This window comes from Flavitalea sp., from assembly GCF_035489435.1.
Classification (GTDB): Bacteria; Bacteroidota; Bacteroidia; order Chitinophagales; family Chitinophagaceae; genus DATHKG01.
Map to the genome: position 1 here is coordinate 1 of NZ_DATHKG010000119.1, position 25,623 is coordinate 25,623.

17 protein-coding genes are annotated in these 25,623 nt (G+C 41.2%); 4 read left to right on the forward strand and 13 right to left on the reverse strand.

The features are described from left to right. Nucleotides 1–814: sialidase family protein (locus tag VK664_RS19095; protein ID WP_461400296.1), on the forward strand; the 814-nt coding region annotated here is incomplete at its 5' end. Between the two features lie 24 nt (nucleotides 815–838). Here VK664_RS19095 and VK664_RS19100 read toward each other — a convergent pair. The 3 genes from VK664_RS19100 to VK664_RS19110 all read right to left on the reverse strand — a co-directional run bounded on the left by VK664_RS19100 (nucleotide 839) and on the right by VK664_RS19110 (nucleotide 7,332). Beyond that, the gene (locus tag VK664_RS19100) at nucleotides 839–3,847 is read right to left on the reverse strand and encodes a TOTE conflict system archaeo-eukaryotic primase domain-containing protein (protein ID WP_461400297.1); all 3,009 of its coding nucleotides are present in this window, start codon (nucleotides 3,845–3,847) and stop codon (nucleotides 839–841) included. A 38-nt stretch (nucleotides 3,848–3,885) separates the two neighbouring features. Next, nucleotides 3,886–5,241, reverse strand: a complete 1,356-nt coding sequence (locus VK664_RS19105; RefSeq protein ID WP_461400298.1) for a Fic family protein — start codon at nucleotides 5,239–5,241, stop codon at nucleotides 3,886–3,888. A 321-nt stretch (nucleotides 5,242–5,562) separates the two neighbouring features. Then, nucleotides 5,563–7,332 carry an alpha-amylase family glycosyl hydrolase gene (locus tag VK664_RS19110; protein WP_461400299.1) on the reverse strand — a complete coding sequence of 590 codons (1,770 nt, stop codon included), beginning with the start codon at nucleotides 7,330–7,332 and terminating at the stop codon, nucleotides 5,563–5,565. A gap of 161 nt (nucleotides 7,333–7,493) precedes the next feature. Between VK664_RS19110 and VK664_RS19115 the strand changes: the two genes are divergently transcribed. Together VK664_RS19115 and VK664_RS19120 are read left to right on the forward strand one after the other, a co-directional pair. After that, entirely contained in the window at nucleotides 7,494–7,919 is a 426-nt protein-coding gene (locus VK664_RS19115; RefSeq protein WP_461400300.1) for a DoxX family protein, read from the forward strand. A 417-nt stretch (nucleotides 7,920–8,336) separates the two neighbouring features. After that, nucleotides 8,337–9,560 (forward strand): hypothetical protein, encoded by a 1,224-nt coding sequence (locus VK664_RS19120; RefSeq protein ID WP_461400301.1) that lies wholly within the window; start codon nucleotides 8,337–8,339, stop codon nucleotides 9,558–9,560. A 30-nt stretch (nucleotides 9,561–9,590) separates the two neighbouring features. On the opposite strand, the gene VK664_RS19125 is transcribed toward VK664_RS19120, so the two are convergent. From VK664_RS19125 to VK664_RS19135, 3 genes are all read right to left on the reverse strand, one after another. Then, nucleotides 9,591–10,079 (reverse strand): YybH family protein, encoded by a 489-nt coding sequence (locus VK664_RS19125; protein ID WP_461400302.1) that lies wholly within the window; start codon nucleotides 10,077–10,079, stop codon nucleotides 9,591–9,593. A gap of 128 nt (nucleotides 10,080–10,207) precedes the next feature. Continuing rightward, nucleotides 10,208–11,284, reverse strand: a complete 1,077-nt coding sequence (locus VK664_RS19130; RefSeq protein ID WP_461400303.1) for a toll/interleukin-1 receptor domain-containing protein — start codon at nucleotides 11,282–11,284, stop codon at nucleotides 10,208–10,210. Nucleotides 11,285–11,336: 52 nt separating this feature from the next. Beyond that, on the reverse strand, nucleotides 11,337–12,320 hold the full coding sequence (locus VK664_RS19135) for a carboxypeptidase-like regulatory domain-containing protein (protein ID WP_461400304.1): 984 nt from the start codon (nucleotides 12,318–12,320) through the stop codon (nucleotides 11,337–11,339). Nucleotides 12,321–12,374: 54 nt separating this feature from the next. Here VK664_RS19135 and VK664_RS19140 point away from each other — a divergent pair, with 54 nt between their 5' ends. Then, nucleotides 12,375–16,121, forward strand: coding sequence for a caspase family protein (locus VK664_RS19140; RefSeq protein ID WP_461400305.1), 3,747 nt, complete (start codon nucleotides 12,375–12,377; stop codon nucleotides 16,119–16,121). A gap of 98 nt (nucleotides 16,122–16,219) precedes the next feature. On the opposite strand, the gene VK664_RS19145 is transcribed toward VK664_RS19140, so the two are convergent. The 7 genes from VK664_RS19145 to VK664_RS19175 form a co-directional block, all read right to left on the reverse strand. Further along, nucleotides 16,220–17,647, reverse strand: a complete 1,428-nt coding sequence (locus tag VK664_RS19145; protein WP_461400306.1) for a sulfatase-like hydrolase/transferase — start codon at nucleotides 17,645–17,647, stop codon at nucleotides 16,220–16,222. Between the two features lie 418 nt (nucleotides 17,648–18,065). Further along, nucleotides 18,066–19,121, reverse strand: coding sequence for an alpha/beta fold hydrolase (locus VK664_RS19150; protein ID WP_461400307.1), 1,056 nt, complete (start codon nucleotides 19,119–19,121; stop codon nucleotides 18,066–18,068). Nucleotides 19,122–19,522: 401 nt separating this feature from the next. After that, nucleotides 19,523–19,708 carry a winged helix-turn-helix transcriptional regulator gene (locus VK664_RS19155; protein WP_461400308.1) on the reverse strand — a complete coding sequence of 62 codons (186 nt, stop codon included), beginning with the start codon at nucleotides 19,706–19,708 and terminating at the stop codon, nucleotides 19,523–19,525. 435 nt (nucleotides 19,709–20,143) lie between these two features. Continuing rightward, nucleotides 20,144–20,944, reverse strand: a complete 801-nt coding sequence (locus tag VK664_RS19160; RefSeq protein WP_461400309.1) for a helix-turn-helix domain-containing protein — start codon at nucleotides 20,942–20,944, stop codon at nucleotides 20,144–20,146. An 18-nt stretch (nucleotides 20,945–20,962) separates the two neighbouring features. Beyond that, nucleotides 20,963–21,853 (reverse strand): SDR family NAD(P)-dependent oxidoreductase, encoded by an 891-nt coding sequence (locus VK664_RS19165; RefSeq protein WP_461400310.1) that lies wholly within the window; start codon nucleotides 21,851–21,853, stop codon nucleotides 20,963–20,965. A gap of 1,012 nt (nucleotides 21,854–22,865) precedes the next feature. Then, complete coding sequence (locus VK664_RS19170) at nucleotides 22,866–23,717, reverse strand: VOC family protein (protein WP_461400311.1); 852 nt, start codon at nucleotides 23,715–23,717, stop codon at nucleotides 22,866–22,868. 184 nt (nucleotides 23,718–23,901) lie between these two features. After that, nucleotides 23,902–24,663, reverse strand: a complete 762-nt coding sequence (locus VK664_RS19175; protein WP_461400312.1) for a helix-turn-helix transcriptional regulator — start codon at nucleotides 24,661–24,663, stop codon at nucleotides 23,902–23,904. Between the last annotated feature and the right edge of the window lie 960 nt (nucleotides 24,664–25,623).

Sequence of the window (25,623 nt, forward strand, 5' to 3'; positions counted from 1 at the left end):
TGATGGTAAGTGGGTGGAGAATCTTACCGACACCAGCACTACCTGGAATCATCAGTGGCGCTCTAAAGGCTCACAACCGGGTTTCGATGTAAAACAAACATCACAGTTTCTTATAACTAAGAGCATAGACAACGGTAAAACCTGGAGCGAGCCGGTCAATCTCACCCGTATGTGCAAAAAAGAAGAATGGTGGCTCTGGGCCCCTGCACCCGGTGCCGGCATAACCCTTGCCGATGGTACGCTCGTATTTCCAACACAAGGGCGCGATGCAAAAGGCAAACCATTTTCAAATATAACCTATAGTAAAGACGGCGGTAAAACCTGGGCAACCAGCAAACCCGCGATGGATGAGGCTACAACCGAAAACATGGCTGTTGAACTTAAGGATGGAAGCATCATGTTGAATATGCGTGCGAACGAAAATAAGAACGACACAAGCGCGGGAAACGGCAGGGCGATAGCTGTCACAAAAGATCTCGGTCAGAGCTGGAACATTCATCCGGCTTCGCACAAAGCGTTACAGGAACCTGTATGTATGGCCAGTATCATCCGGCATGATTACAAACAGAACGGCCAAAAGAAATCGCTACTCATTTTTTGTAACCCGGATTCAAAAGTCGCGCGCCATAACATAACGCTGAAGGTGAGCTATGACGACGGCAAAACCTGGCATCGGAAATTGTTGATGGATGAAAAAAAGGCGAGGGGATATTCTTGTCTTACATCTATCGATGAAAACACCATCGGGGTAATATATGAAAGCAGCCAGGCAGATCTCGTGTTCCAGGCGGTTAAGCTAGATGAACTGCTTTGAAGTAAATAGTAGAATCTGTAACCCTTAAACCAACCGTTCTTCCAACATATCTTTCCAGACGATAAATCCTTTATTGTCATCGGAATAATCGTGAAGAATACGACTGAAGTTCTCTGGTGGTGATGTCAGAAATCCCTGCCTGCCTTGTTTCCGGATAATGTCCAGATGTGCATCAATCTCCTTCAACTTTAACGGCAGATTGGAGACTATCCTGGGAAAATGCCACAGATAGCTCGCCTCTTCAGTATCCAGGGTTTCCAGTATAATGTGATATTGATCAGTTCCTTCCAGCAGAAAAACAAAAGAAAATGGCTGTAACACAAACCGGATTTTCAATAAATGACCAGCATGTTTATCAGCCAGGTAACGAAGATGCCGGTGATGCCTGAACTGAGAATGTTTCAATATGTCCTCCAAAAGTTCTTGCCCTGATTCATATAAGGGATGATTCACATGAAGCACTTCACCTGATTCATCTTTAATAGTTGGATTCGTTCGATTAAAAATGGGTTTAGTTACGAACTGGAAACGAACTCCTTCAATAATTTGCCTGTCTAATTTATTTATGTCTTCTGAAGAAGCCAGTTGAGAAACCAATTGTCCATTTTCAATCTCTGCATAAATATGCGCCTTAACATTTTTAGACTTCAGAAACTTCGCGAAATAAGGCTTTAGAACTTCAAATTCGGGCCGGATATCATCATGCTGAATCTCGAAGTCTATTTTCAAATTCGCCTCTAAAGAACTGTATGTAAAGGAAACGCTTCCATATCTGAACTCAAGCAATTCGATAGCGATGCTAATTTCCTTGTCAATTGTCAGGATCCTATCTTTTTTCTCTGCAATAATTTTCTCTGCAATAATATTCTCTACAATTATATCCTCTTCAATGGGATCGTCAAACAAACTCGCCTGGCGCGCCAGTTTTCTATAATAAACGTTGCGTTTAAGAAACATTTTGTTTAGATAATCAATTTTAATGTCCCTGTAATCATAAATTACGGGAGCAATTTCCGTGCGCTGCACCCTTCCCATATATTGTATCAATTTTCCTTCAAAGGAAAAGGGGTATACAAGAAACAAACAGGTTGCATTGTTAAGATCAGTTCCCTCACCGAAGAACTGCCCGGTTGTAATCAAGGCCTGATAATTACCTGTTTTCAATATCTTCCATTTGGATTCACGATTACTTTCCGAATCTTCCCCACTCAATGTAATTACTTCGTAAGATTGCTTGAGATATTGTTGTAAAACATCTAAATGTTCTTTTCGTTCTGTAAGAATAACTACCCTTTTACCATTGTTCAATTCGTTGGTGACATCCTGCAAAATCAATTTGTTCCGGGCGGAATCATGTACCAGGATTTTGGAAAGGGTTTCAAACCGATCTGTTTTTGAATCAAAAGGAACATCCAGATCAGTATTTCTGATGATTATCGAGGCTTGCTTTTGCTTGCCTGTTTGTTGTGTAGAAATCTCTGCAATTATTTCTCCCAAATGAATAAAGATCAGTTTTCCGTCATTGTACTTCCTGAAAGGTGTTGCTGTTAGGCCGTACAAATAAAAACTGTGTAACCGTTGGATCGCGTTTCTATAACTTTCAGCCGGGATGTGATGGCATTCATCAATTAGTATTGTTCCAAATGCATGATTTAACATGGTACCGCCTTCTTTATTTTTAGCCAGGCTTTGAATAGTAGCAACGGTAATATGTTTTCCGATTTTTGATTTTCCCTGGCCGATCTTTCCTATCTCGTGGTTAGGAATTCCTAAAAAGGCTTCAATTCTTTCGATCCATTGATCCATCAGTTGTTTTCGGTGGACCACTATTAAAGCAGGTTGTTGTTTGTCTGCAATGATCTTTAAACCTATAATAGTTTTACCTGAACCAGGTGGAGCAACTATCACTCCCATGTCTTTTTTGTTGGTGGCTTCCACCGCAGGAATCTGATAGATTCTTAACTCTGCATGAAAGTTAAAAGCAACAGATTCTTTTTTTTGTCTTTGATCCTTGAATTCAAAAGCGATTCCCATATCCCTGCAAAACCGGATTAATTTTCCTGTAAAACCTTTGGGAAAAATAACCTCGTTATCAGTTTCTTCTATAAACCGGAAATAACGTTGGGTTCCGAATAGATTTCTCCCGGTTTGCTTTTTGACGATAAATTCTGAATTAATAAAATTTAATTCCTCTCTAAGAAATGTGATGAGAGAGAGCGATATTGCAGATCTGCTAAGCCTCACATGGTTGCTTAGTAATATTGTTAGATTGTTATTATCCCTCGGCCCGACGACTCCTTCCTGGTCGGAATTGATGAGAGACAATGAATGATAAAGCCGATCTAATTGCTCAACGGATACTTTTTGAATACGTGTGAGAAAATCCCACTGGTCCGGAAAAGGCAGCAAAGTATATGGATCAACATAGCAACTATTTCCCTGGTCTAAAGCTGGTTTGTAAAACGGCAATGCTATCAAATTTCCCAGCCCTTTTCCAGAATGGGAGTCCTGGTTCGGAAAAAGCCTGTCGAAGCTTAAATTTTTATCAAAGGCTGAGACAGCCCCGGACTCGGTTAACAATGATAAGATGATCTTTCTGCTTTTGACCGCTGCATAAGGTCGACTGAAAAATATCCATACATGTCCACCCTTTCCTGAGCGCGAACGCTCCAGGTAAGCAGGTATATTTTTGACTTTACAAAGGTCAAGGAATTTCTGACAGTCCACTACCCAGTTTTTTTCATCAAAATCCGCCGTAATAAACCATGATGTATTATCCTGTAGTAATGGGTATATCCCAATAAGTTGTTCGCCATTTAAATGTTTTGTGAGTTGTTCATCTGTAAACGGCAGGTAGGTTTTATCAGCGAAGGTTTGAAATGTGCCTCCCTTCATTTTAAGAGCTCTATAGAAATATGGGTCGTAAGAGTAGGCAGGTATATAGCCTCTTTTTGCCCCCTTTTCCCAATATACCGCAAAGACGTCTTCACGGCCCTTGAAAAGAGAACGGAAGATCAGGATTTTATTTACCATGTTTTCTTCTGACAATGTTTTTTTTGTATTAAACGGACTTAATACCCTCTCTGCGAACTTCGTAGTTTTTTCATGTATTCATGAACCGGAAAAAACTGCGAGCGTTTGCCCGCCTTGCGTTCTTCGAATACACCACCTGCTACCAATACGTTCAGATCGTTCCGCGCTGTTTGATTGCTGACGCCAAATTTATTTTCTATTCCCGTTACAGTGAACCATACTGCACCATCATTCAGCGCTTCCTGGATGATAGCCACCTGTCTTTCGTTAAACATAGTGTTACGAAGTATAGCAGAGATATTTTTTTTCTCTGCAGTTTTCTTCTTAATATACTCTTCAAGGTCTTTTAGAGCATTCGCCATCGCTTTAAGATTATAAACCAGAAAATACGTGAGGTCGTTACTGTCGAACTCAGTGTGTAGGTATGCTTTAGCGTATTTTGTTTTGGAGTTTAGAATTGCCTTCGAAACAGACATATACTCAATAAGCCAATAATTCTTTTTAAGCAGGTACCAATAGAATATCGTTCTCGCGGTTCTTCCATTTCCGTCGGCAAAAGGGTGAATATATCCAATCAGGAAATGAAGAATTATCCCTTTCGTTATAGGGTGCAGGAATACTGTTCCGTCGTTTTTATCATTAGCAAAATTACAAAAGCCTTCTATCAATTCATTTAGATGCGTGTAAGTCGGGGGACTGTGAAGAATCTTTCCGGTTTGTGTATCCAATACTTTTGTTTCATCGTCATGGCGGAAGGAGCCGACTTCAGCATCGCTTAGTGTACCACGCGTCAAGACCTCGTGAATATATTTTATTCTCTTTGCGTTGAGGGGCTGATGTTTGTTCTCTACGATCCATTTCATTGCCTCATAGTTATTCAATATCATTTGTTCTGAGGCGTTCCTTGGTTTACGATTGTTTTCAAGCATATCTTTCGCCACTTTTCTTGATGTTGCAGCTCCTTCGAGCTGACTGGACGCAATGGCTTCCTCCATTAGCGAACCGATTAAATAGCGGTCGCGGTCAGCTGAAGGAATAATGCTGTCTGCCTGTATCGATCCCCCAATGTTCAGATCAAATTCATGGAGATATTTTTGAACGATTGATGGTGCCCCGATTTTAAATTTCAGTTCCGGGAGTCCAAGGGATTCTATCGGCCTGTGAGATAACCTGTTTGTTTTAACAGCCGACCATAGTTGCAACGGATCAATCCCCCATTCATTCGAGATGTATTTCCATTTGTCCCAAAAAAAATACTCAACATCATTCAGTCGTGTGAATTCCTCTAATTTACCCAGGCGAACCAACTCATTAATTACCTCGCTATAATCGTAGTTAGTTGTTAAGAGTGGAGGTCTCTCGGGGATCTTCATGCTATCTCCTAATTTCTCCAAAATTAGGAGATTTATGGAAATATCTCCTAATTTTTATTTTTTTTGGAGATATTGATAAATTAATAATGCTAGAAATTAGATTGTAAATACTTGATAATCAATAAAAAATCAGTAACTTCTTTGGGGATTGAATAACGTAGTAATCAGAGTGTAACTGAATAAAAGGATAATTGCGATTTGCCAAATAGCGACCATGTGATCCGGGCAGAAAGGTGAAAATGACCGCTATTTCGGCCAAAAAGATCTTTGTTGACTGAAATAGCGGTCATTTCTAAATATTCCAAATTAGCATGAACCGTTATATCGTAAAAATATCTTTCTCTAAATCTCCGCAATAACCACAAATTCCATCTTCTCCAATCTCACCCTGATCGTCCTCAAATCCTCCTGCGACCTGCTTAAATCGGGCAGAACTCCTCTTGATAAAAATGGAAAAAGAAATTCCCATTGCTTGCCGGCATCATGCAGATTTTTATCAACCAGGATATCTGCAACTACCGGTTGCGAAACACTGGTATTCACCACCACAACAACTTCCTTATTATTTAACACCCGCGAAAAAGCTATTACACCGCCAGCGGATGATGAATGTGTAAACGCTCCTCCATTTTCACTGCAGGGACGAAAATATTGACGCCCATAACGCAAAGCCGGTTCCGAAGCCCTGAAGATGCTTAAATCCTGAAGAAATTTATACAGGTTGGCCCCCCGGTTGAATGCATTAGGTCTGCCCCACAATGCTTCCCTGGCAAATTCGCGATTGCCACCGGCACCGGACAATGCCTGTTCAGTACCATAATAAACAGAAGGTATACCCTGCATACACATCATGCAGGTTAAAGCCATTTTTGTCTGTTCGGGAAACCCGGGATCATGAAACCGATAGTCCTGGTCATGATTATCCAAAAAAGTCACATAATGTCTGCCGGCGTCACCGTGTGAGCTGACAATTTTCCGCAGCGTTTCCAAACGATAGTCGAAATGGTCAGAGAGTGACCTCGGGGGAGCAAAACCTTTGCACACCGCTTCCAGGCGTTTTTTCATAGGGAAGTCTATCGCGGCATCCACTCCAACAAAATGATCTTTGTTCTCTGTATTGCGTCCAACAAATTCCGCGATTTTGGATTCATCATCGTCCTGCCAGACTTCCCCGAAAGTGAAAAAGTTTTTCTTGCCAATGGAAAGCGCATACTCACGCATGGCATTTCCGAACACACGGGCAAATGCTGCTTCAACATATTGAAGGGTATCTATCCTGTATCCATCGAGATCGAATTTCGCGATCAGATATTGATAGGCAGTTATCAAAAGATTCCGCACCGGGTAAACAGAAGTGCCAGGGATAAGGTATTCGGTCACGAGTTCTTTCATCCCGGTAAAATCACCGCGTGATCCATCTTCTCCCTTACGTCGGAAATAATCATTGCGCTGAAATTCTTTCGGCCATACCACACCGTTAGATGGAGGATTAGGAATGTTCTCAACATCAGTCCAGTTTCCAAGGGCCTGTCCGGTTTCGTCACGCCAGAAAATATCGTACTCTCCATTTTCTTTCCAGGGTTTAATATCACGGGCACCTTCGTAATTGAAAACATTGGCCGCATGATTGAGTACGATGTCAAGAATCACATACATCCCCTGCGCATGTATCTCATCGACGAGCGCCCGAAATTCGTTATCACCAATAGAGGAATCTGCTAATGCCGCGGCAGGATTATCACAAAACCTTGGTTCTATACGTATAAAATCGAGTGTTCCATAACCGCCCCAATAGTCGTTGAACCATTGCGGATTCATCAAGACTGGCGAAATCCAAATCGCCCCGACACCCAGGCTTTTTAAATAGGGCAGTTGTTGCCGGATGCCAGAAAAATTTCCACCCTGGTAAGGCAGGCAGGGATAAATATTGGGAACCGGCGGTCCCGAAGGATTGTTAAACCGATCGACCAACAGAAAATAAATCCAATGATCGCGCCAATCGGCGGGGGAGGGAAAAGGATACGGAATGTTAACACCTGAACCCGTTTGGGTGTTAGCAGGCTTAGCTTTCAGCGTTTCGAGTACGGACTCGCTATTTAAAGAACTTGACATAGCTGTGCGTTTAAAAATATTAAGTTTTACAAACATCCAGTCGCAATCGGCCCGCTAACAAGTCATGATCACACCCGCGAAATGGAATTTGTCAATATTAGCTTTGAGGTGTTAATCAACGAAATCATTTCAAATCATTATTCAATTTAAAAATTACTACGATGAAAAAGACAAAAATCATTTTTTGGATCGCGACCGTTATTATCTTTTTGTTTGAAGGTGTGATGCCTGCATTGACCTCTCAGACTGAACTCGCGAAAGAAGGTATCAGGCACCTGGGCTACCCGGAGTATTTTGGTCCTGTGTTGGTTATCTTTAAAATTCTTGGTGTGTTGGCATTAATTATTCCTCAAATTCCTGACCGCATTAAACAGTGGGCTTATGCTGGTTTTGCCTTCAACTTCATTTTTGCATTTATCAGCAATGCGATGGTTGATGGAGTTAATGGTCTGACTTTCTTTCCGCTTGTCATCTTCGGAATCCTTATCGCTTCTTACCTGTCTTATGAGAAATTGAGAAAGATTAAAAGCACAACAAATTTATCATACAATACAAACCCAAAAGCATTTTCGGGTATACCTCAATAATATCTCAGTGATACCTCAAGAACGTATCAGGAATCCAAAAATAACTTTAAGGCATTCCTCAATTACTTGAATGAAAACGAAATAAAGCCTATAGAAGGATTAAGTCAACCTGAATAGTTCGAAATTTGCAAAGCAAAGTGAACCCAATAAGCTGTATGGCGAATTGGAATAGTATCGAGGTTGAGAGATTAAAATGGATAGTCTGAAGGATTTAAGGCGAAACGAATAGTATCTAAGCCCCTTTTGCTTATTTATGGTTTATCGGTGTGAGACCAGGTGCACAGGGTATTTGGACAGGGAGTGCTTTTATTTGTAATATTTATTTGCAGCCAATTAATTACCTTACATATGCAGCTTTTTACTTAATCATGCATATTCCTCTCCCCTTATGCATCTCACCTGATAAATCATGAAAAAATGAGGAAATTTATATTACCATATTTAGCAGCGCTGTTCGCTTTGCTAAGCCAACCTGTTTTTTCTCAAACAGATAATCAAACTGGTAATGATACGGCCATATTGGGCCTGGCAGGTGATAATCTCGACCTTTATGCTGTACTGGAACTTTTTCAAAAATCAAAAACCATTGAAGATTTTGAAAAGTCACTGAACGATCAAAAAACAGCCATTAATAACCTGGATTTAGATCTTGATAAAAAAGTTGATTTTATTAAAGTAGTTACCAAAGAAAACAAAGCCGATTCTTCTTTTTCTTTTGTTCTCCAGGTTGCGGTAAGTAAAACAGAAACCCAGGATGTTGCCGTGATTTTAATAGATAAAAACAAAGGCAAGGTTTCATTACAGATTGTTGGTGACGAAGAATTGTACGGTAAGGATTATGTAATTGAACCAAAGACCACCACTCCTGCCGTTACCAGTAACCCGGCTTATGTTGGTCCCGAGCCCGTTGTTGTAAATGTTCCGGCCAAAACAATTGTAGTTGTCGAAACAGTTCCCATTGTGCAGTATGTGTATTCGCCGGTTTATGTGCCCTATGTGCCACCATATCATTACGGATTTTATCCGCCTTATTTTGCAGCTTTCACCGTGGTGGCGGTGGGAATTTACCGGCATAATAATTATCATTACCATGGAGGTTATCATGGTGGTCATTATGGAGGTGGTAATACAGTAATTATTAATAACAGGAACTATTATAATAATTACAATAACAATAAAATGAGATCCAATACGGTTTCAGATAACAGGGCCAGGGGCAGTTATGGCAATGGATCAACAGATAGGGCCGGGACCAGGCCTTCTGCATCAACGAGACCAGCTAATGGCGCATCGAATCGTCCGTCTGTTGGCGGGCCATCTGCGTCAACCCGTCCTTCAGCTGGTGCATCGAATCGTCCGTCTGTTGGCGGACCATCTGCATCAACACGTCCTTCAACAGGTGCAACAACTCGTCCATCAACTGGTTCTGCGAATCGTCCATCAACAGGTGGACCATCCGCATCCACAAGACAATCAGCGGGGGCCTCAAACCGTGCTTCCGGTGGCGGAAGATCATACTCTCAAGGTCCATCCACATCAAACAGGTCTGCTTCTTCAATGGGATCAGGAAGAACACGGAATAGCGGGGGTGGCGGTGGCGGTGGAATGAGAGGCAGTGGTGGCGGAGGCAGGAGAAGATAATCAGCCCTTGCTTTGTTTGCCTGTGCTTTGTTATTGAACGGGTATATCTGAAGCACTCATATCTCTTACGGATACATATTTACCATTTCTTTTTTCGAACAGGCTCATATAATTTCCCGTATTGATGGGCCTATTTGTAGAGTCAACAACTTTGAAAGAGCCAAGTTCAACTACCTGGTTTCCATCATTGGAAACAAATACTTCATTGGTTTTGAAACTAATCTTATTAGAATTGGCAACCAGGCCAGAGGCCAAGTATTCTGAAATTGCTTTTTTGCCAATTAATGGTGCCCTGTTCTGGTAAAAGCTGGTTGCATCATCGGCATAATAGCCAATATCTTTTAATGTTCCTGCATTATATGTTGCAGCAAATTCATCCTCCTTTGCCTGGATTTCTTTTTTGATCTGTTCTTTGTCAATCACTGGCACCGATGCGGGTTCTTCCTTACTGGAATTACAGGCAAAGATTAAAGTCATCATGATGCCGGGTAATACATTTTTTATGAGAATATTTTTCATAATCAAATCATTAAGGGTAAAAATGAAGTTAGAATGAAAATATGGTAATCACAAAAGGTGTTTCCTGACTTGCTACCCCCGCTTTGCCGATGCCGTTTATGACGATAGATTTCGTCGGGGAATATAAGTTATGATTTGTATCTGTCTAAGGGTATTTTCGGATTGCAGATACTTTGAAGTAAAATTGGGAAAGTCTCATTAATTTTGTCATCACTTACATCCAGGCAAAGAGAATTGCGAAGGCGGTCGAGTATTACATCCATGTTATTTCGCAATGCAATTAACCTGGTTTTGTCAGAGTTAAGATTGCGACTGTCTATACCCAATCTATCGTGCTCATAAATTTGTTTTTTTATTGCTTCCAATCTGGCATCTATGCTGCGAACAGCCTCTACAGCAAAATCAATATCAAGAAAAGATAAATCAAGATAGACTGCTATAAACCGTTTACCCGGAAAAAATCTTTCAAGAAAAAATGTATTTACAGTTTCAAAACAAACCCATCCTGACAAAAGACTGTTTCTTGATACAAGCGAAAGTGTCACTGAAGTATTCAGGACTGAGTTTTCAATAAATGTTTTAATGGATTCGCCTGCCCGCATTTCTTCCCGATCAATAACGACATCTACCCCAGACTTTTTCAAAAGAACGGCAAGCTTGTCAGCTGTTTCCCTGTCAAGATGATTATATGATAAAAACACAGTAGACGCGGATGAGCCTTGATAGGAGGGGATTTGATTATTATTTTCGGGCGATCTGGAATAAATTTTGTCTTTGCCAAATTTTAAAAGCAAGAGACTTAACAATACTTGTATAATAAAAAGCCCGGTATTGGTTTGATGAAGCCGTTTTGCCGGAGGCACCTCCAGGTTCCCGAATGGCTGGATAAGTAATATCGATACCAGAGCTGCAAGGTAAAAAAGGGACAAAGATGAGACGACCTTAAAAACTATCTGTTCGTTTACAGAAAATAAAACAAACTGGTTTTTGCCATAGAAAAATATAAACAATAAAAGAAGTGTAACCGGAACTGTATGAAGTATTACCCAACCCCAGGCTTGTAGCGATTGATTCCCATACCGTTCATAAAAGATTTGAATAAGAACGATCAGAAGCAGTGAAGCAAAGACACTTATGTAACAATAGAGCAATTTTTTAAACGCGTTTTTATGTTCTATGTTTTCGAAAGCGCTCTTTGGTCTCATGTAATTTTGATTAAATAAATTTATTAGCCGACCACAAATTAAATACCATAATCTATTTCATTTTCCTTTCAATCTTCGACCTGATAAAATGTTGCTCACCGGTTATGTTCCCCGGACGAAGAAACAAGGGATCTGTTCCTGGCGACTTTATGTATTGATAAACGAGCATATAAATGTTAACGGGACCGCTTATGCCAGAAAGCTCTTTGGGTAAGCTTCCCTGACCTCCTGCCATCCAATCTCTTGCACTTTCCGCAGTCACAATGCCGGGGTTAGTTGATGGGTCACTTTTGCTAATCAGAAAAACAATAACCCGGAAATTGCCTTTAGGTGCCAGGAACAGTGACTTAAGATATTCCCATGGAGAGTTCAGTTCATGGGCAATGCTATATGTCCATCTCAGGGATTCCTTCAGAGAGTATCCTTCGCCGTTTATCTGTTCCATTTGCGTAACCAGGGCGAAACCATCCTTAATGGGATAATAGCGCCGGTCTGAATATCCGCAGGATTTGAGTGCCGACCGCATCACACTGTCGGCTTTGCCATAGCTGTTAATATTCCAACGGACAGGTAGGTCTATCAAATAACTTGCGGAAGGTGGCGGATATGGAATAGGAAATACCGGGACTGTTTTTGTAATCACCTTTGACCCAGTGGATTTATTGATAATATTACTTATACGAACCGACATGTCGCCTAATTTTAAAAAATGAACATTGGCATTTGTTTCAATGTCGTTGAAACCGACATAAGAAAAAACCAAACGGGCGTTACTGTCCGCATCTAAACGGAAATTTCCGTTTATGTCAGTGAGGGACACGTTAACTTTCCCTTTCACCATCACATTCACACCTACTGCCGGGCTGTTCTCAATTTGTACATTACCGGTTATATAACTACCTCCGGTGAAAACGGTGTCGTTAAAGCGGACAACATTTGGAGCCGTGGAATCCTGCCCCTCTACATAAAGGCAAACTGTCACGAATTTGAATATAGTAATGCTTCGACGCAAATACAGACGGGATAGGAGCATCATATTTCGAAATAGATTAAGATATTACTACTAAAAATATATAAATTTAGATTCACCTTGACAAATTCTATCAACACCATGACCAGCAAGTGGCAAGCATTTGTCGGATCGATCAGAAAGCACTTCATGTGCTTTGTTTATTTTCTAAGTATTCCGGCAACCACATTTTGCCAGCAAAAGCAAATGGTTGTACAGACCGGGCATATGGCAGAAGTACTAAGTGTAGTGTTTGCGCGCGAACATCCTTTGGTTGTTTCAACTGGAAAAGACAATTCCGTGATTTTATGGCATTGGCTAACGGGTAGGAAACTGCGGCACCTGGCGGGACATAAGAGAGCCCCGGGCCTATTGAAGTTTATTTTCCATGATAGCTTGCTGGTGACGGCGGGCGAGAGGTTGATAGTCTTCAACGTATTGAACGGGGAAAAAATATTTGATCAGGATGCAGAACAATTTGACGTTGATGAGCAAGAGGGCAGGATATTATATGTTGCCAATGATAGCCTGAAGGTTTTCGAGATCAGAACAAGAAAATCGATATTCATAACTTTTGACAATAAATATGGATTTGTTAGTGCGAAGTTTCAGGCAGGGGGTGTGGTTGCGGTTGCCAGTGGTGCAAGGCCTCTTATGCTTTATCGCCTCAATAAAGGTCTCTCCCCTCATCTATATTTCAATAAGGAGCTTTTTGCGTTACCTATCAGGCAGATAGCAACATTGAATGATAGCCTCATCATCGTCGACATTTACTCTGAGAGTGATACAGGGGAAGGGGTAATATCAAAAATCGTTAACATTCGCAACCCGGAGGCTTCGCCTCCAACGGAATTTCCAGGGTACTATGCTGCTCAATGGAGTTCTCAAAAATATTTTGTTACCAAGAATAATCTTAAAACTTTTATCTGGCGGCGAGATAATCTTGGAAAAATGCGTGAATTCTATGGCGTTGAACAATGGTTTTTGAAAGGAGATTCAATATTGATCAACGTTAATAGTTTTAGCTATGACCCTTTTAAGGGTGGCGGTATGGCGACAAAACCGTCATACTGGATGATGACAAATGCGCAGGGAAAAGACTCAGTTATTATTTCCTTTCCGACATTAAACCGAGTCTATGTGAATATGATAAAAAGCGGAAAAACATTTTTCAATTGGTTCTATAAGGCAGGTGGATCTTATATTGATACGACTGTAATTTTTGATGAAGGAAGTCCTGCCGCCAGGCAATATATTCCAGGCAAATATGTAGGTTACGATGATCAACAAAAGTTGGTTGCAGTTCTATCCGGGGCAAAAAAAAATACCGCCTTTTCGATTTACTATTATGGCGATGGCATACAACTTGTCAAAAATTTTGAGCCACCTGCTTTTGATTATCCTGTCAGCGTTAATCGATCAGGAGACACCCTTGAAATAAGAACTAATAATGAAAATATTATTCAATATAATTATAGTGAGAAATTGGCCAGGTTGACCTCTACAGTCAGTACTTTTTTTTCGAGGTTTGAGAAGGATGATAAAAGCCACTGGATGAAATATAGTTTTGAAAAAGAAAATGATTTCAGAACAGATTCTGTAGTTTTTAACATTCACAATAAATTTCACGGTTATATTTTGCTTTATGCAGGTAGACGGCAAAATGAGCATATCTTCCTGAACAATGACGATACCCTGATTTATTTTAATGCCGGTAATTTCAAAACGTCCAGGTTAGTAGTGCCCCAGCTTTTTTACGTTGATTACTTTGACGAAGTAAGTGGTATTCTGGGATTGAGTATTTATGATGGAGGCACAGTATTTTACAATGTCAGGGACCTTACAAAACCAATACTTACTACTGAACGATTACCTGTGGGCACTTATATATTTTCGGGTAGCAATTATGTTGTTGCCCGGATAAAAGATAGCCTGCATATACATAATCTCGTAAATGGTACTTCTTATAAATTTGCAGACAAATATACACGTGACATTGCGGGGCATTTAGAACTTTATGACAATCTCAGCAATAAGATTTACTTGTTTAATATTTTGACTGCGAAAAAAATCATCTTTCCTCCTGGTTCCAGGCTTTCACCGATTTTACGTTCCAGGGGAACCACTGAGGAACATGAGGAATTTATATTGGTTCACGACAATGACAAACAATATTCCATAATTGAAGTAAATGATAAACAAAAGATCCGTTTCAAATTTAGAGATGATGGCTACCAGGGTATTTCCGCGGCCTTCATAAGTGACGACGGGAAGTACCTTTTTACGGTAGATTATGAATTCATAATAAGACAGTGGAACTTCAGGTCAGGTAAGTTGATCCAAAGTTTTGCCGGACATTCGAGTGATATAACGGCTTTGCTCTGGTCGTCTCAATCAGAACGACTATACACCGCTTCGAAAGATGGGTCTGTAAAATATTGGGGAACAGATGGTAAATGTATAATGAGCCACTACCTGCAGCAGAAAGAATGGATAAGCATCACAGAGGAAGGTTACTACACCTGTTCGAGGGGAATGGGAAAATGGATAGCAATGACTTCCGGATTTGATTCCTACTCACCAGAACAGGTAGATAAATGGTTCAATAGACCCGACATAATTATGAAAAGGCTCGGATTGGCTGATACAACACTGTCAAAACTCTTTTATCAAGCGTACATTAATCGTTCATCAGGTTTTAATCCTTTTTCTTCCGCTGCACTCCAGTCAACCGTACTGCCAACCATAGTACTTGTTCATCCGGAAAAAATTCCTGACACCACTGCAATAGGTTTTTTGGAGTTGGAACTGGCTGTCAGTGATTCGCTTTCACCCGCATTAAAAGTCGAGATTACAGTAAATGGACAGCCGGTGAATTCAGTCCAGGAATTCAAGGCCCGGGACACCGTTCTGAAAACCACAATTCAGCTTAGTAGTGGCGCTAACAACATTTCTGTTTTTGCCCAAAACAGTTCAGGTATTAAGAGCTATGTTGTTAACCGTAGCATACACTATAAGCCGGAAATTCCTGTCAGAAATAATCTGTATTTTATTGCTTTCTGTGCCCCTGAAATCCAGGCAAAGGGATTTGAATTTTTAAAACATGCGGAAAAAGATGGCAATGATATGGCAAAGGTCTTTATGGCTGAAAAAGACAAGGGATTTTTTAACGAAACCATTCAAAAAACATTCTATAACAGGGACGCGGTAAAGAAGAACCTGGAGACCTGCCGGAACTTATTTATGCAAACAAAAATAGAAGATGAGATAGTATTGTTTTTTTCGGGCCATGGCACTTTGGGTACCGATGGAAAATTTTATTTTGTTACCTATGATTTTGACGCCGCAAACCCGGCGCGCACCGGAATTTCGTTGCAGGATATTGAGGAGTTACTAAAAGGAATTCCAGCACGCAAAAAAATCTTACTGCTTGATGCTTGTAATAGTGGATACAATAGTTCGCAGATTGAATTGATCAAAGGTCTTGAAGCGGGCGGTATTGGTGTCCTGAACAAGGCGGCTATTATCAGTCTTCTCCAAAATACTTTTGTTGGGTTTAACAATACTACAGGGAATGTGATAATAGCTGCATCGGCAGATAATGCGCAGCAAAACCCGAATTATGAAAATGGTGTTTTTACACATGTAGTTCGACTGGCATCTAAGGATGGCCGGGCGGATACAAATGGAGATGGGGTAATTTCGGTAAATGAACTTAACAGGTACCTGTCAATTAATATTTATCCACTATCCTTTGGGAACCAGGCACCCATAATAGTAAATGAATTGCCAGATACGGATTTTCCATTGTTTCATCTTGAGAAGTAAGAGTAAGCCAGTACTATCTGATAAAAAATTTTGACGAAATTGAGAAACCGGGTAAAAAACTATCCCAAAGTAGCAAGAGTCAATTTATTAATCTTCTCTCATTGTTCAGAAACAGTCTTCGCCCATTGCTCAAATTGATTATTTAGTTTGGAAACAATCTCCGGATGTTTAGCGGAAAGATTAACCCGTTCTGCAGTATCAGTCTTCAGATTGATAAGCATCAACCCATTTGCATCAAGCTCTTTTTTATCTGCTTGTAACGGTGCATGAATCAGTTTCCAGTCACCTTCGCGCACGGCCCATTGCGGATTTTCTTTACTGCCCCCGCTTTGCCAATAAAAGTTTTGATGTGGCGAAGCTGAGTTGGGAGATTCGATGATACTACTGATATCGCGACCATCAATTTTCCGGTTTGGTAATTTCAGGCCGCAGTATTTTGCCAGTGTGGGGTACCAATCGATGTTGGTGGCAAACTGTGTTCTCACGATGTTTTTTGGTAACTTTTTCGGCCAGCTTATGATTGCCGGAACTTTGATGCCGCCTTCAAACACACTGAATTTTGAACCTCGCAATCCTTTAGCAGAACCTCCACCACCAAAGGTTCGGACTTCTTCAGAGTAACCATGATCAGATTGAAAAATAACGATGGTGTTTTCGGTTAGTCCAAGCTGGTCAAGTTTTGTCAATAGCATACCGACCCTTTCATCCATCGAAGAAACAAAGGCAGCATACTGTCTTCGCGGCGATGGCATCTCTTTATAATGATCGAGCCATTTCTTATCACCCTGTAAAGGATAGTGAGGAGTATTTAATGCGAAGTAAATAAAGAATGGTTCCTTTTTATGTTGTTCCATAAAAGATCCTGCTTCCTCCACCATCAGGTCAGGAAAATATTTGCCTGGCTCATAAACCTCCTGGCCATTTCGCCAGAGGTCATGTCGGTTAGGCCCATCCCAATAAAAAAAATGCGAGTAGTTGTCTATGCATCCACCCATGAATCCAAAAGAATGATCGAATCCCTGTTGATTAGGCATAGTCTCTTTCGAATACCCGACATGCCATTTACCAATATGCGCAGTTTTATATCCACCTGATTTGAAAAGTTCGCCCAGCGTTTCCTGTTCGCCTGGCATACCAGCTATCCCTTCGTTGGATGATGCATTGCTTGCAAGGCCTGCCCTTTGTGGAAACCTTCCTGTTAACAATGCGGCGCGTGAAGGAGAGCAAACCGGTGCGGCGGCATAGAACTGTGAGAAACGGACACCGTTTGAAGCGAGCTTATCCAGGTTGGGAGTGATCAAATCTTTAGATCCATAACAATTGAGATCTGAAACGCCCTGGTCATCAGATAAAATAAAAATAACATTCGGTTTGGTAACCTTGTCATTGGATTTGATAGCGTTATCATTGGATTTGATAGCGTTATCATTGGGTTTGACAGCCTTGTCATTTGGTTTGAGAGGCTGGCCTTGAGATGGATTTGCAATACAAAATAAAGTTATTGAAATAGCGATTATCGAAATCATTTTTTGGTTGAAACGCATGTCGCGGAAACTTATGATGCGGAAAGGTATGACGCGGAAATGCATTTGACGGAAATGCATGGGACGGAAATGCATGGGACGGAAAACTATATGATGGAAATACATATGATAAGTTCATTTCCAACAAAAATAACTTAACCGAACCAAACGCTGCTAATCAAAACGTTGCTAATCAAAACATGCTAATCACAATTTGCTAACCACAACATACTAATCAAAACGCTGCTAATCAAAACATGCTAATCACAATTTGCTAACCACAACATACTAATCAAAACATGCTAAGCACAATTTGCTAATCACAACATACTAATCAAAACATGCTAAGCAAAACATGCTAAGCAAAACTTGCCAATCAAAACATGCCAATCAAAACGTGCTAATCAAAACAATAACATCCTTATCCTGCAAAACCTACGGCTTCAATAATCGCATCTGTGAAAGCTGCAGGTGCTTCCTGCGGAAGATTATGACCAATGCCTCCGCTGATTGTATGATGTTTATAGCTGCCTTGAAATTTACTCACATAATCTGATGGTGCGGGATGCGGTGCGCCATTGGCATCTCCCTCAAGGGTAACAGTTGGTATTAAGATTGGGGGAGCTGTGGCCAGTTTTTTCTCCAGGTCATCATATCGTTTTTCACCATCAGCGAGTCCGAGGCGCCAGCGGTAGTTATGAATCACGATATCAACATGGTCGGGATTGTCAAATGCTGCCGCAGATTGTTCAAAAACCTGGTCATTGAATTTCCATTTTGGTGATGCCGTTTCCCAGATCAGTTTTGCAAAATCTTTTCGGTTGGCTTTATAACCCAGGCGTCCTCGTTCAGTAGCAAAATAAAATTGGTACCACCAGGACTGTTCAGCTTTTGGTGGGAGCGGGGCTTTGTTTTTTTCCTGGCTGCCGATCAGATATCCACTTACTGAAACATGAGCTATACAGCGTTGCGGCCACAGTGCGGCAATGATATTTGCAGTTCTTGCACCCCAATCGCATCCGCCAATGATGGCTTTGTCTATTTTAAGTGCATCCATCAGCGCAATGATGTCAACAGCTAAGGCAGCCTGCTGGCCATTTCGAATGGTTTTTTCGGAAAGAAAACGGGTTGTTCCATGTCCTCTCAGGTAAGGGATGATAACACGATAACCTTTTGTTGCAAGGGAGGATGATGCTTCAGCGTAAGTATGGATGTCGTATGGCCATCCATGCAACAGAATGACAGGCTTACCATTTGATGGCCCTTCTTCCGCATAGCCGACATTGAGCAAGCCAGCATTAATTTGTTTGATTTGCTTGAATGAATGTGGAGCTAAATCTTGTTTTGTGTCTTTATTGAATATATTGGAAGAAGATTGTGCATGGGCCAGGTCGATGGCGCTGAATTGTGCAGCTACAATAGACATGGTAGAAAGGCCAAGAAATTTGCGACGATTAAGGTTCTGAATATTTTCCATATTACCCGATATTTTATTGGACTATTTATAATTTATTGGATCTATTGATGTCTTATTAGCATTACCCGATATTTTATAGGGTCTATTGATATCTTATTAATACTACCTAATATTTTATTGGATCCATTAATGTCCTATTAGTATTACCTGAATTTTATGCGAGCTATTGATATCTTATTAACTATGTGAATGATGTCTTTAGTGCTACAAAACTATCAAAGCAAGGTAGAGTATCAAACCTGTTTAACCTAAGCCAGTCAAATCAAACCCTGAAGCAGCCATTCTAAGGGTTGAGTATTTCTATTGGGTTGAATATTGCTATTAGGTTGAACAATTCTATTAGGTTGAACAATTCTGTTTTTTATTTGTCGCCCTTTTCTTTTACTATTTATTTCATTTGATCATTTCCAGGATAATGTCGCCAAATAAATACCAAATTTCTGTTGAGGTGACTCCACTGTCATCCGGATGGTAGGTTTAACCGTCCGGCGAATAATCTGGTGGTTGGTTTCTATTTCTTTCTGCACACGGGACAATATCCTTGTTGTGATGCCTGGGATGTATCTTTCAATATTCCTGAACTGCACTTGGATATGATGTTTTGGCGATTTTTTAAAATGACCGCTATTCCGGTCATTCCCGCCTTTGATTGACTGAAATATCGGTCATTTTAAAAAGCGATTAGAAAACCCTATCCGGGTCGTGAGCAAAATTTTGTGTGCAGTATTCCGTGCACAATATTCCGAGTACAAATATTCAGGATACAAATATTCCGGCTACATATTGGGTATACAATATTCCGAGTACAAATGTTCCGGGTGCAAATATTCTGGCTACATTATTAGGTATACAATATTCCGGACACAAATATTTCGTGTACAATATCGGTTATACAATATTCCTTGTCCAATATTCCTTGTGCAATTATTCCGTGAGCAGTTATCTGGTGTGACATTAATCATCCTATGTTTAATCATCGATAAATAGCTGTTCCGATTGTTGCAATTGTTGCGACCTTAAAATTATCCTGCAAGTCTCGAGGGCGCCATGCCAAACATTTTTTTAAATGCAAACGAAAAATGGGAAAGATCTTCAAAACCGATCTCAAGATAGATGTCGGAGGGAGCTTTCCCTTTTTCCTTAATCAGGTAATGCGCTTCTTTCAGGCGGCGTTGCAATAACCACTTGCTGGGCGAAGTCTGAAATATATGTTCGAAATCGCGCTTAAATGTTGCAAGGCTTCGCCCGGTGAGATAAGCAAAGCGATTCAACTGCACATTGAAATGAAAGTTTTTTTGCATGAAGGATTCGAGATCAATCTTGCCCGGTTCACTAAAATCAAACAAAATATTTTTTAAGTCCGGGGCTGATTGCAACAGGATGAGTAAAGCTTCCCGCTGTTTGAGTAACTGTAACTGATCATTGATTAGTCCTTCATTTTGAACATAAGGCATTAGGGAATCCATGAAGCTTTTAAACAACAGGTTCTCCTTAAGAGGAATAATAGATGCTGCCTCCCTGGTCTTGACAGGATTTGATACATATCCAAACTCAACACCCGCATTTTTCAACATCTCCTGGTCGAGATAGATGGACACAGATTTGAAGGCACCATCGGCGGGCGGTTGCTTTACAAATTTCAGCAGCTGGTTTCGCCTGATAAAACGAAAATCGCCTTCATTAAATACATACTCCTTTTCACCGTTATACACTGTGAGCGTACCAGCGACCTGGTAGCTGAAAACATGTTCAGGTGCAAACTGCTCACCTTCACGATTGCGTGTAAAATAACAGGAGTATGCTATGGGTGATAACTGTGCCATAAGTTAATAAGATACAAATTAGTTTTTTCTTGTGACGTCACCGGTATACCATTGGCCCTGTGGTGTAGCGAGAAAATTACCGGAGTCACTATGGTCGGTCGACAAACTAACATCCATCCATTCCTGCATTTCTGAGTCTCTTCTTTCGTTGGCGGCTTTTAACATGCCAATGGCCTCAGATCCAAGCACAAGGTGTACCGGGGGAGCCGGGTTTACCGCAAGAGCTATCATCACCTGTGCAGCTTTCTCCGGATCGCCAACCGGCACGAAATCACCGCTTTTGAAAAAATCCGTGCGCTGCTTCACCATCTCATATCCTTCAATTTCCTTTGCATAGGTCATGGAGGCTCCTGCCCAGTCTGTACGAAATCCACCTGGTTCGATGCTGGTGACATAAATACCCAGGGGAGCTACTTCCTTTGCAAGAGCTTCGGTAAATCCTGATAAACCAAATTTCGCGGCCTGGTACATGGTGAGGCCGGGATTGCCAACCCTTCCCCCAATAGAACTGATCTGCATAATACGTCCGGCTCCCTGCCTGCGCATATGTGGCAACACCGCACGTGTTATCACTATCGGGGCATATAGGTTGGTGTCGAGCTGGCTGTGAACCTGTTCGTCTGAATAAGCCTCTGCTGCACCGATGATGCCAAAGCCAGCGTTATTCACAAGCACGTCGATTCTTCCAAAATGTTTTATTGATTGCTCAACTGCCTGGTGTACCATTTCATAATCAGTGACATCAAGTGCCAGTGGTAGTATCTGTCCAGGATAAAGAGCAACAAGATCATCTAACTGTGAAATGTTTCTTGCGGTGGCTGCAACAGAGTCGCCGGATTTTAAAACTGCTGCTGTAAGATTTCTTCCCAATCCACGGGAACTGCCAGTAATGAACCATACTTTTTTCATTGTTATTTTTTTTGTTCAGAGCAAAGTTATTCTACAACTGTTCTGCCTGCTTTGTTGAACGGCTCAAAGATGGTTTGTTATAAAGCTCATTGCTTTTCTGCTGAAACTACCGGTGTTTACGTTGATGAACGATTCCTGCTTAGTGAAACTTCGATTTTGCGCGTGCATGGCGTTCCCTCGGTTCTTCACTCCGCCGGATGGGCCTTTCGGTTGGTTTGATTTGCCACTGTGATTCCTGGTTAATACCATTGTTCATGCAGCTGGTGGTTCTTGTCTCCGATCAGCTTTTTGTTCCCTGATCGGCTTTTTTAGTTATGCTTGTAGCGCCAGGTTCTGTTAGGCCCTGATCGGCTTGGGTAACTCCGGGCAGGAATCGAAGGTACTGTGGCAATCAAACCATCCGAAAGGCCCATCCTGCACGTTCTAACCTCACTCACTTAGGGGATATGCGACTAGCACTATCAAGATCAATATTCAATTATTACAAGTATCAGCATTGGAGTTATTAGCATTGCATGAATCAGCATTGTATTGCATGTATCGGTATTGCAATAATTGGTATCACAGTTACTGGCATCGCTATTATTGAAATGCATTTATCGGAAATGCTTGTACGGAGTTTGTCGTTGAAATTTAGCTGAAAAAATGTTCCTTTTCTATCTAAGCAATACAGGATTAGTAAGATTTGTTATGACTAGTTGCATATCCCCCCAAAGTGGATGAGTGAGTTTGGCACAGGGGGCACCTTTTTTTGGGCCTTCGTACCGTGGTCTGAGTTACCAAAGCCGATCAGGGCTAAACAGAAAGCCGGCGCTACAAGCATACCTAATAAAGCCGATCAGGGCAAAAAAGCCCACCGGAGACAACAGCAGATAGCGGCATAACGCAAGGTATTAACCACGGGACACAGCCCAAAAAAAGGTGCCCCCTGTGCCAAACGGAGCGAAGAAGCAATCAAAAAATGTTGCATACTCAAGCTGACAAAAAATTCACAAGAATATTGCAAAAGGCCTCAGGCAATCGTTGCCTGCACAATTTTCTCAATATCAAACTTCCGCATTTGCATAAACGCTTTGGCTGCCTTTCCGGCCTTATTGGGATCAGCCATTACCTTGCTTAGAATGCTTGGAATAACCTGCCACGATACACCGAATTTATCCTTCAGCCATCCGCACATACTTTCTTCTCCGCCCTCGGTGAGTTTATTCCAGTAGTAATCTATTTCGTCCTGTGTATTGCAATGAATCGTCAAAGAAACGCCTTCGGTAAAGGAGAATTTATGAGTCTGTGCAGATTCCATAAACATAAACTTCTGACCATTCAATCCAAGCTGTGCATGTTTTACTTTCCCTTCAACTTCTGGTGCTTCATTTTTGCCATAACGAAGTATTCCATCCAGCAATGGATTTTTGAAGATGGAAGAATAGAAATTGATTGCTTCCTCGGCGCGACCGTATTGTTTGCCGACGAAAAGCAGGCTGGGGGTAACTATCTGTCCCACGTCTTCAATCTTGCCAAGCGAAAACTGCCAGGAGATGCCAAATTTGTCGTTCAGCCAACCATACTTTTCGCTCCAGTCATATTTATCTAATGGCATTAAAACGGAACCTTCTTTAGAGAACGCTTCCCATATGCTATTAAGCTCTTCGGGTGTTTCGCAGATGTAAAAAAATGAAATGGAGGCGTTGGGCTGGTACATAGGTCCACCATCGAGTAGCGTGATAGTTTGGCCGGAGACTTCAATCTCGCTCACAATCGGTGATTGAGATACAATCCTCGCATTCTTAAAATGGGACGAATAAAATGTTGCTGCTTCTTTTGCCTGGTTATTGAACCAGAGACATGGAGTGATTTGTTGTTTCATTTTTTTAAGTTTTATATATGCAAGCTACTCATCAACAAAAATACCCCATTGTATAAAACCGACATTATTGTTTTTTGAGAGCTAGCTTACCATCAGAAAATGGCCTTAATTTTTTGGTGAGCCGGAGCCGTTAATAATTGAAATCATCATCTGCAAATTGAAATCATCATTTACAACCGACTTATTATTTTTTTGCAAGACCGAATTGAAGATAGTCGTTTGGAGTTGTATCAGTAAATTCTTTGAAGGACCGGATATAATGGCTTTGATCAAAGTAATTATTGGTATAGGCAACATCAGTCTGCTTATCAAAATGTCTGCCTTTTAATTGAGAAAATGCAAAATAGAATTGGCAGATGCGCCTGTATTGATTGGCAGTAATTCCAGTATATTGTTTAAAAATCCTTTGGAAGGTTCTTTCTGTCAGGTTCAATGTTTTCAGAATATCGCCCAACACTTCCGGGTCTGAATTTTGTATCATCTGATCGGTTGCAAATTGTATGATTTCGCATTCTCTTTTATTTGTTTCGAGTTGAGTGGTAAGAAAATGATTGAGTATTTCGATTCTTTCCTCAGTTGTATGCGAATGAATAAGTTGCAGATGCAGCGCCATCGACTTTTGAGCGTTCCAAAGTTCTAACCCGATTGGCTTCTCCTTTAATTTTTTTGCTGAAACTTTAAATAAAGGTGCCACTGAGAATGGCTTGAATAAAAATGCAATCAGTATTATATTGTCGTCAATATTCCATGCATCATCAGGAGTAGATTCACCATATATAGTTAATTGATGTAAAGCGGCATTATCAGTTTGATATAATAATGCGGGCATACCATTTGTAAATAATGGCAGATCAGATCCCAGGCCCGCAGAGGTCCCATTCACCACCAAAACAGTCTGGATATAATTTGTTAATGTTGGAGCCGGTTTTTGATAATCGTGTTTCATAAAATCACAGGCCGTTTCAAATGTTGCAATCAAATGTTGCAATCAAACGTTGCAATCAAACGTTGCAATCAAGTGTTGCAGTCAAGCGTTGCAGTCAAGCGTTGCGGTCAAGTGTTGCAGTCAAATGTACAAATAACCGTCGAACAGCGGTATCTGGTACTGGGTACCGGGTCATGAGCACCATGGCCTGGGTATCAGTCTCTGGTATCAGGCTCTGGATATCAGGTCATGGATATCAGGTTCTGGATATCAGCGCCAGCTTAATTATTTGCTTTTTTCCTTTCGCTTGATTAGCATAAGGCATTTCGGTCTGCAGTATTATCATTTTATCGTCGTTCTCAGAATCGTACCTGTTTATATCGCGGATGATCGGATTTTATATCGCGAATGATCAGATAAGGATTGAACATTTCAGCTACCGTATATTGAACTTCTCAGCTACCGCATATTGAACTTCGTAATAATAATTATTTATCCCAACCCTTATTATCTATCCCAAACCTATCGCTTAGGGACATCGCTTTTGAAGGAATTTTAAAAATGACCGGTACATCGGTCAAAGAAAGGCAGGTTTGACCGGTGTATCAGTCAAAATAAAAAATCTGATTTTAAGAGACTTCCCAGCCTTCCGCTTGTTCTCTGCATTCCGTTTGGTCCCAGCCTTCCGGTCGTTGTCGGCCTTCTGCCTGGTCTCAGTCTTCTGGTCGTTCTCTGCCTTCCGCTGGTCCCAGTCTTCCGTTTGTTCTCTGCATTCTGCTTGGTCCCAGCCTTCCGCTTGTTCCTGCCGCCGCTTGTTCCTGCCTTCCGACGGTCGTGACGACGATTCTCCCTGTTTGGCATGAGGGCAGCACCGGCATCTAACGGAAGGATCAGCTTTATACAAGCTTCCGGACGGGTCGATCATTCACCGATTTTGGGGCACCATCGCATTCATATCCGAAAAAGTGTAACATTTCTATA

What these genes read in the sequence shown, in the direction of transcription:
- VK664_RS19100 (WP_461400297.1), bottom strand. Translation starts at nt 3,847, where the DNA reads ATGGTAAATAAAATCCTGATCTTCCGTTCTCTTTTCAAGGGCCGTGAA.
- VK664_RS19110 (WP_461400299.1), bottom strand. Translation starts at nt 7,332, where the DNA reads ATGTCAAGTTCTTTAAATAGCGAGTCCGTACTCGAAACGCTGAAAGCT.
- VK664_RS19115 (WP_461400300.1), top strand. Translation starts at nt 7,494, where the DNA reads ATGAAAAAGACAAAAATCATTTTTTGGATCGCGACCGTTATTATCTTT.
- VK664_RS19120 (WP_461400301.1), top strand. Translation starts at nt 8,337, where the DNA reads ATGAGGAAATTTATATTACCATATTTAGCAGCGCTGTTCGCTTTGCTA.
- VK664_RS19125 (WP_461400302.1), bottom strand. Translation starts at nt 10,079, where the DNA reads ATGAAAAATATTCTCATAAAAAATGTATTACCCGGCATCATGATGACT.
- VK664_RS19130 (WP_461400303.1), bottom strand. Translation starts at nt 11,284, where the DNA reads ATGAGACCAAAGAGCGCTTTCGAAAACATAGAACATAAAAACGCGTTT.
- VK664_RS19135 (WP_461400304.1), bottom strand. Translation starts at nt 12,320, where the DNA reads ATGATGCTCCTATCCCGTCTGTATTTGCGTCGAAGCATTACTATATTC.
- VK664_RS19145 (WP_461400306.1), bottom strand. Translation starts at nt 17,647, where the DNA reads ATGATTTCGATAATCGCTATTTCAATAACTTTATTTTGTATTGCAAAT.
- VK664_RS19150 (WP_461400307.1), bottom strand. Translation starts at nt 19,121, where the DNA reads ATGGAAAATATTCAGAACCTTAATCGTCGCAAATTTCTTGGCCTTTCT.
- VK664_RS19160 (WP_461400309.1), bottom strand. Translation starts at nt 20,944, where the DNA reads ATGGCACAGTTATCACCCATAGCATACTCCTGTTATTTTACACGCAAT.
- VK664_RS19165 (WP_461400310.1), bottom strand. Translation starts at nt 21,853, where the DNA reads ATGAAAAAAGTATGGTTCATTACTGGCAGTTCCCGTGGATTGGGAAGA.
- VK664_RS19170 (WP_461400311.1), bottom strand. Translation starts at nt 23,717, where the DNA reads ATGAAACAACAAATCACTCCATGTCTCTGGTTCAATAACCAGGCAAAA.
- VK664_RS19175 (WP_461400312.1), bottom strand. Translation starts at nt 24,663, where the DNA reads ATGAAACACGATTATCAAAAACCGGCTCCAACATTAACAAATTATATC.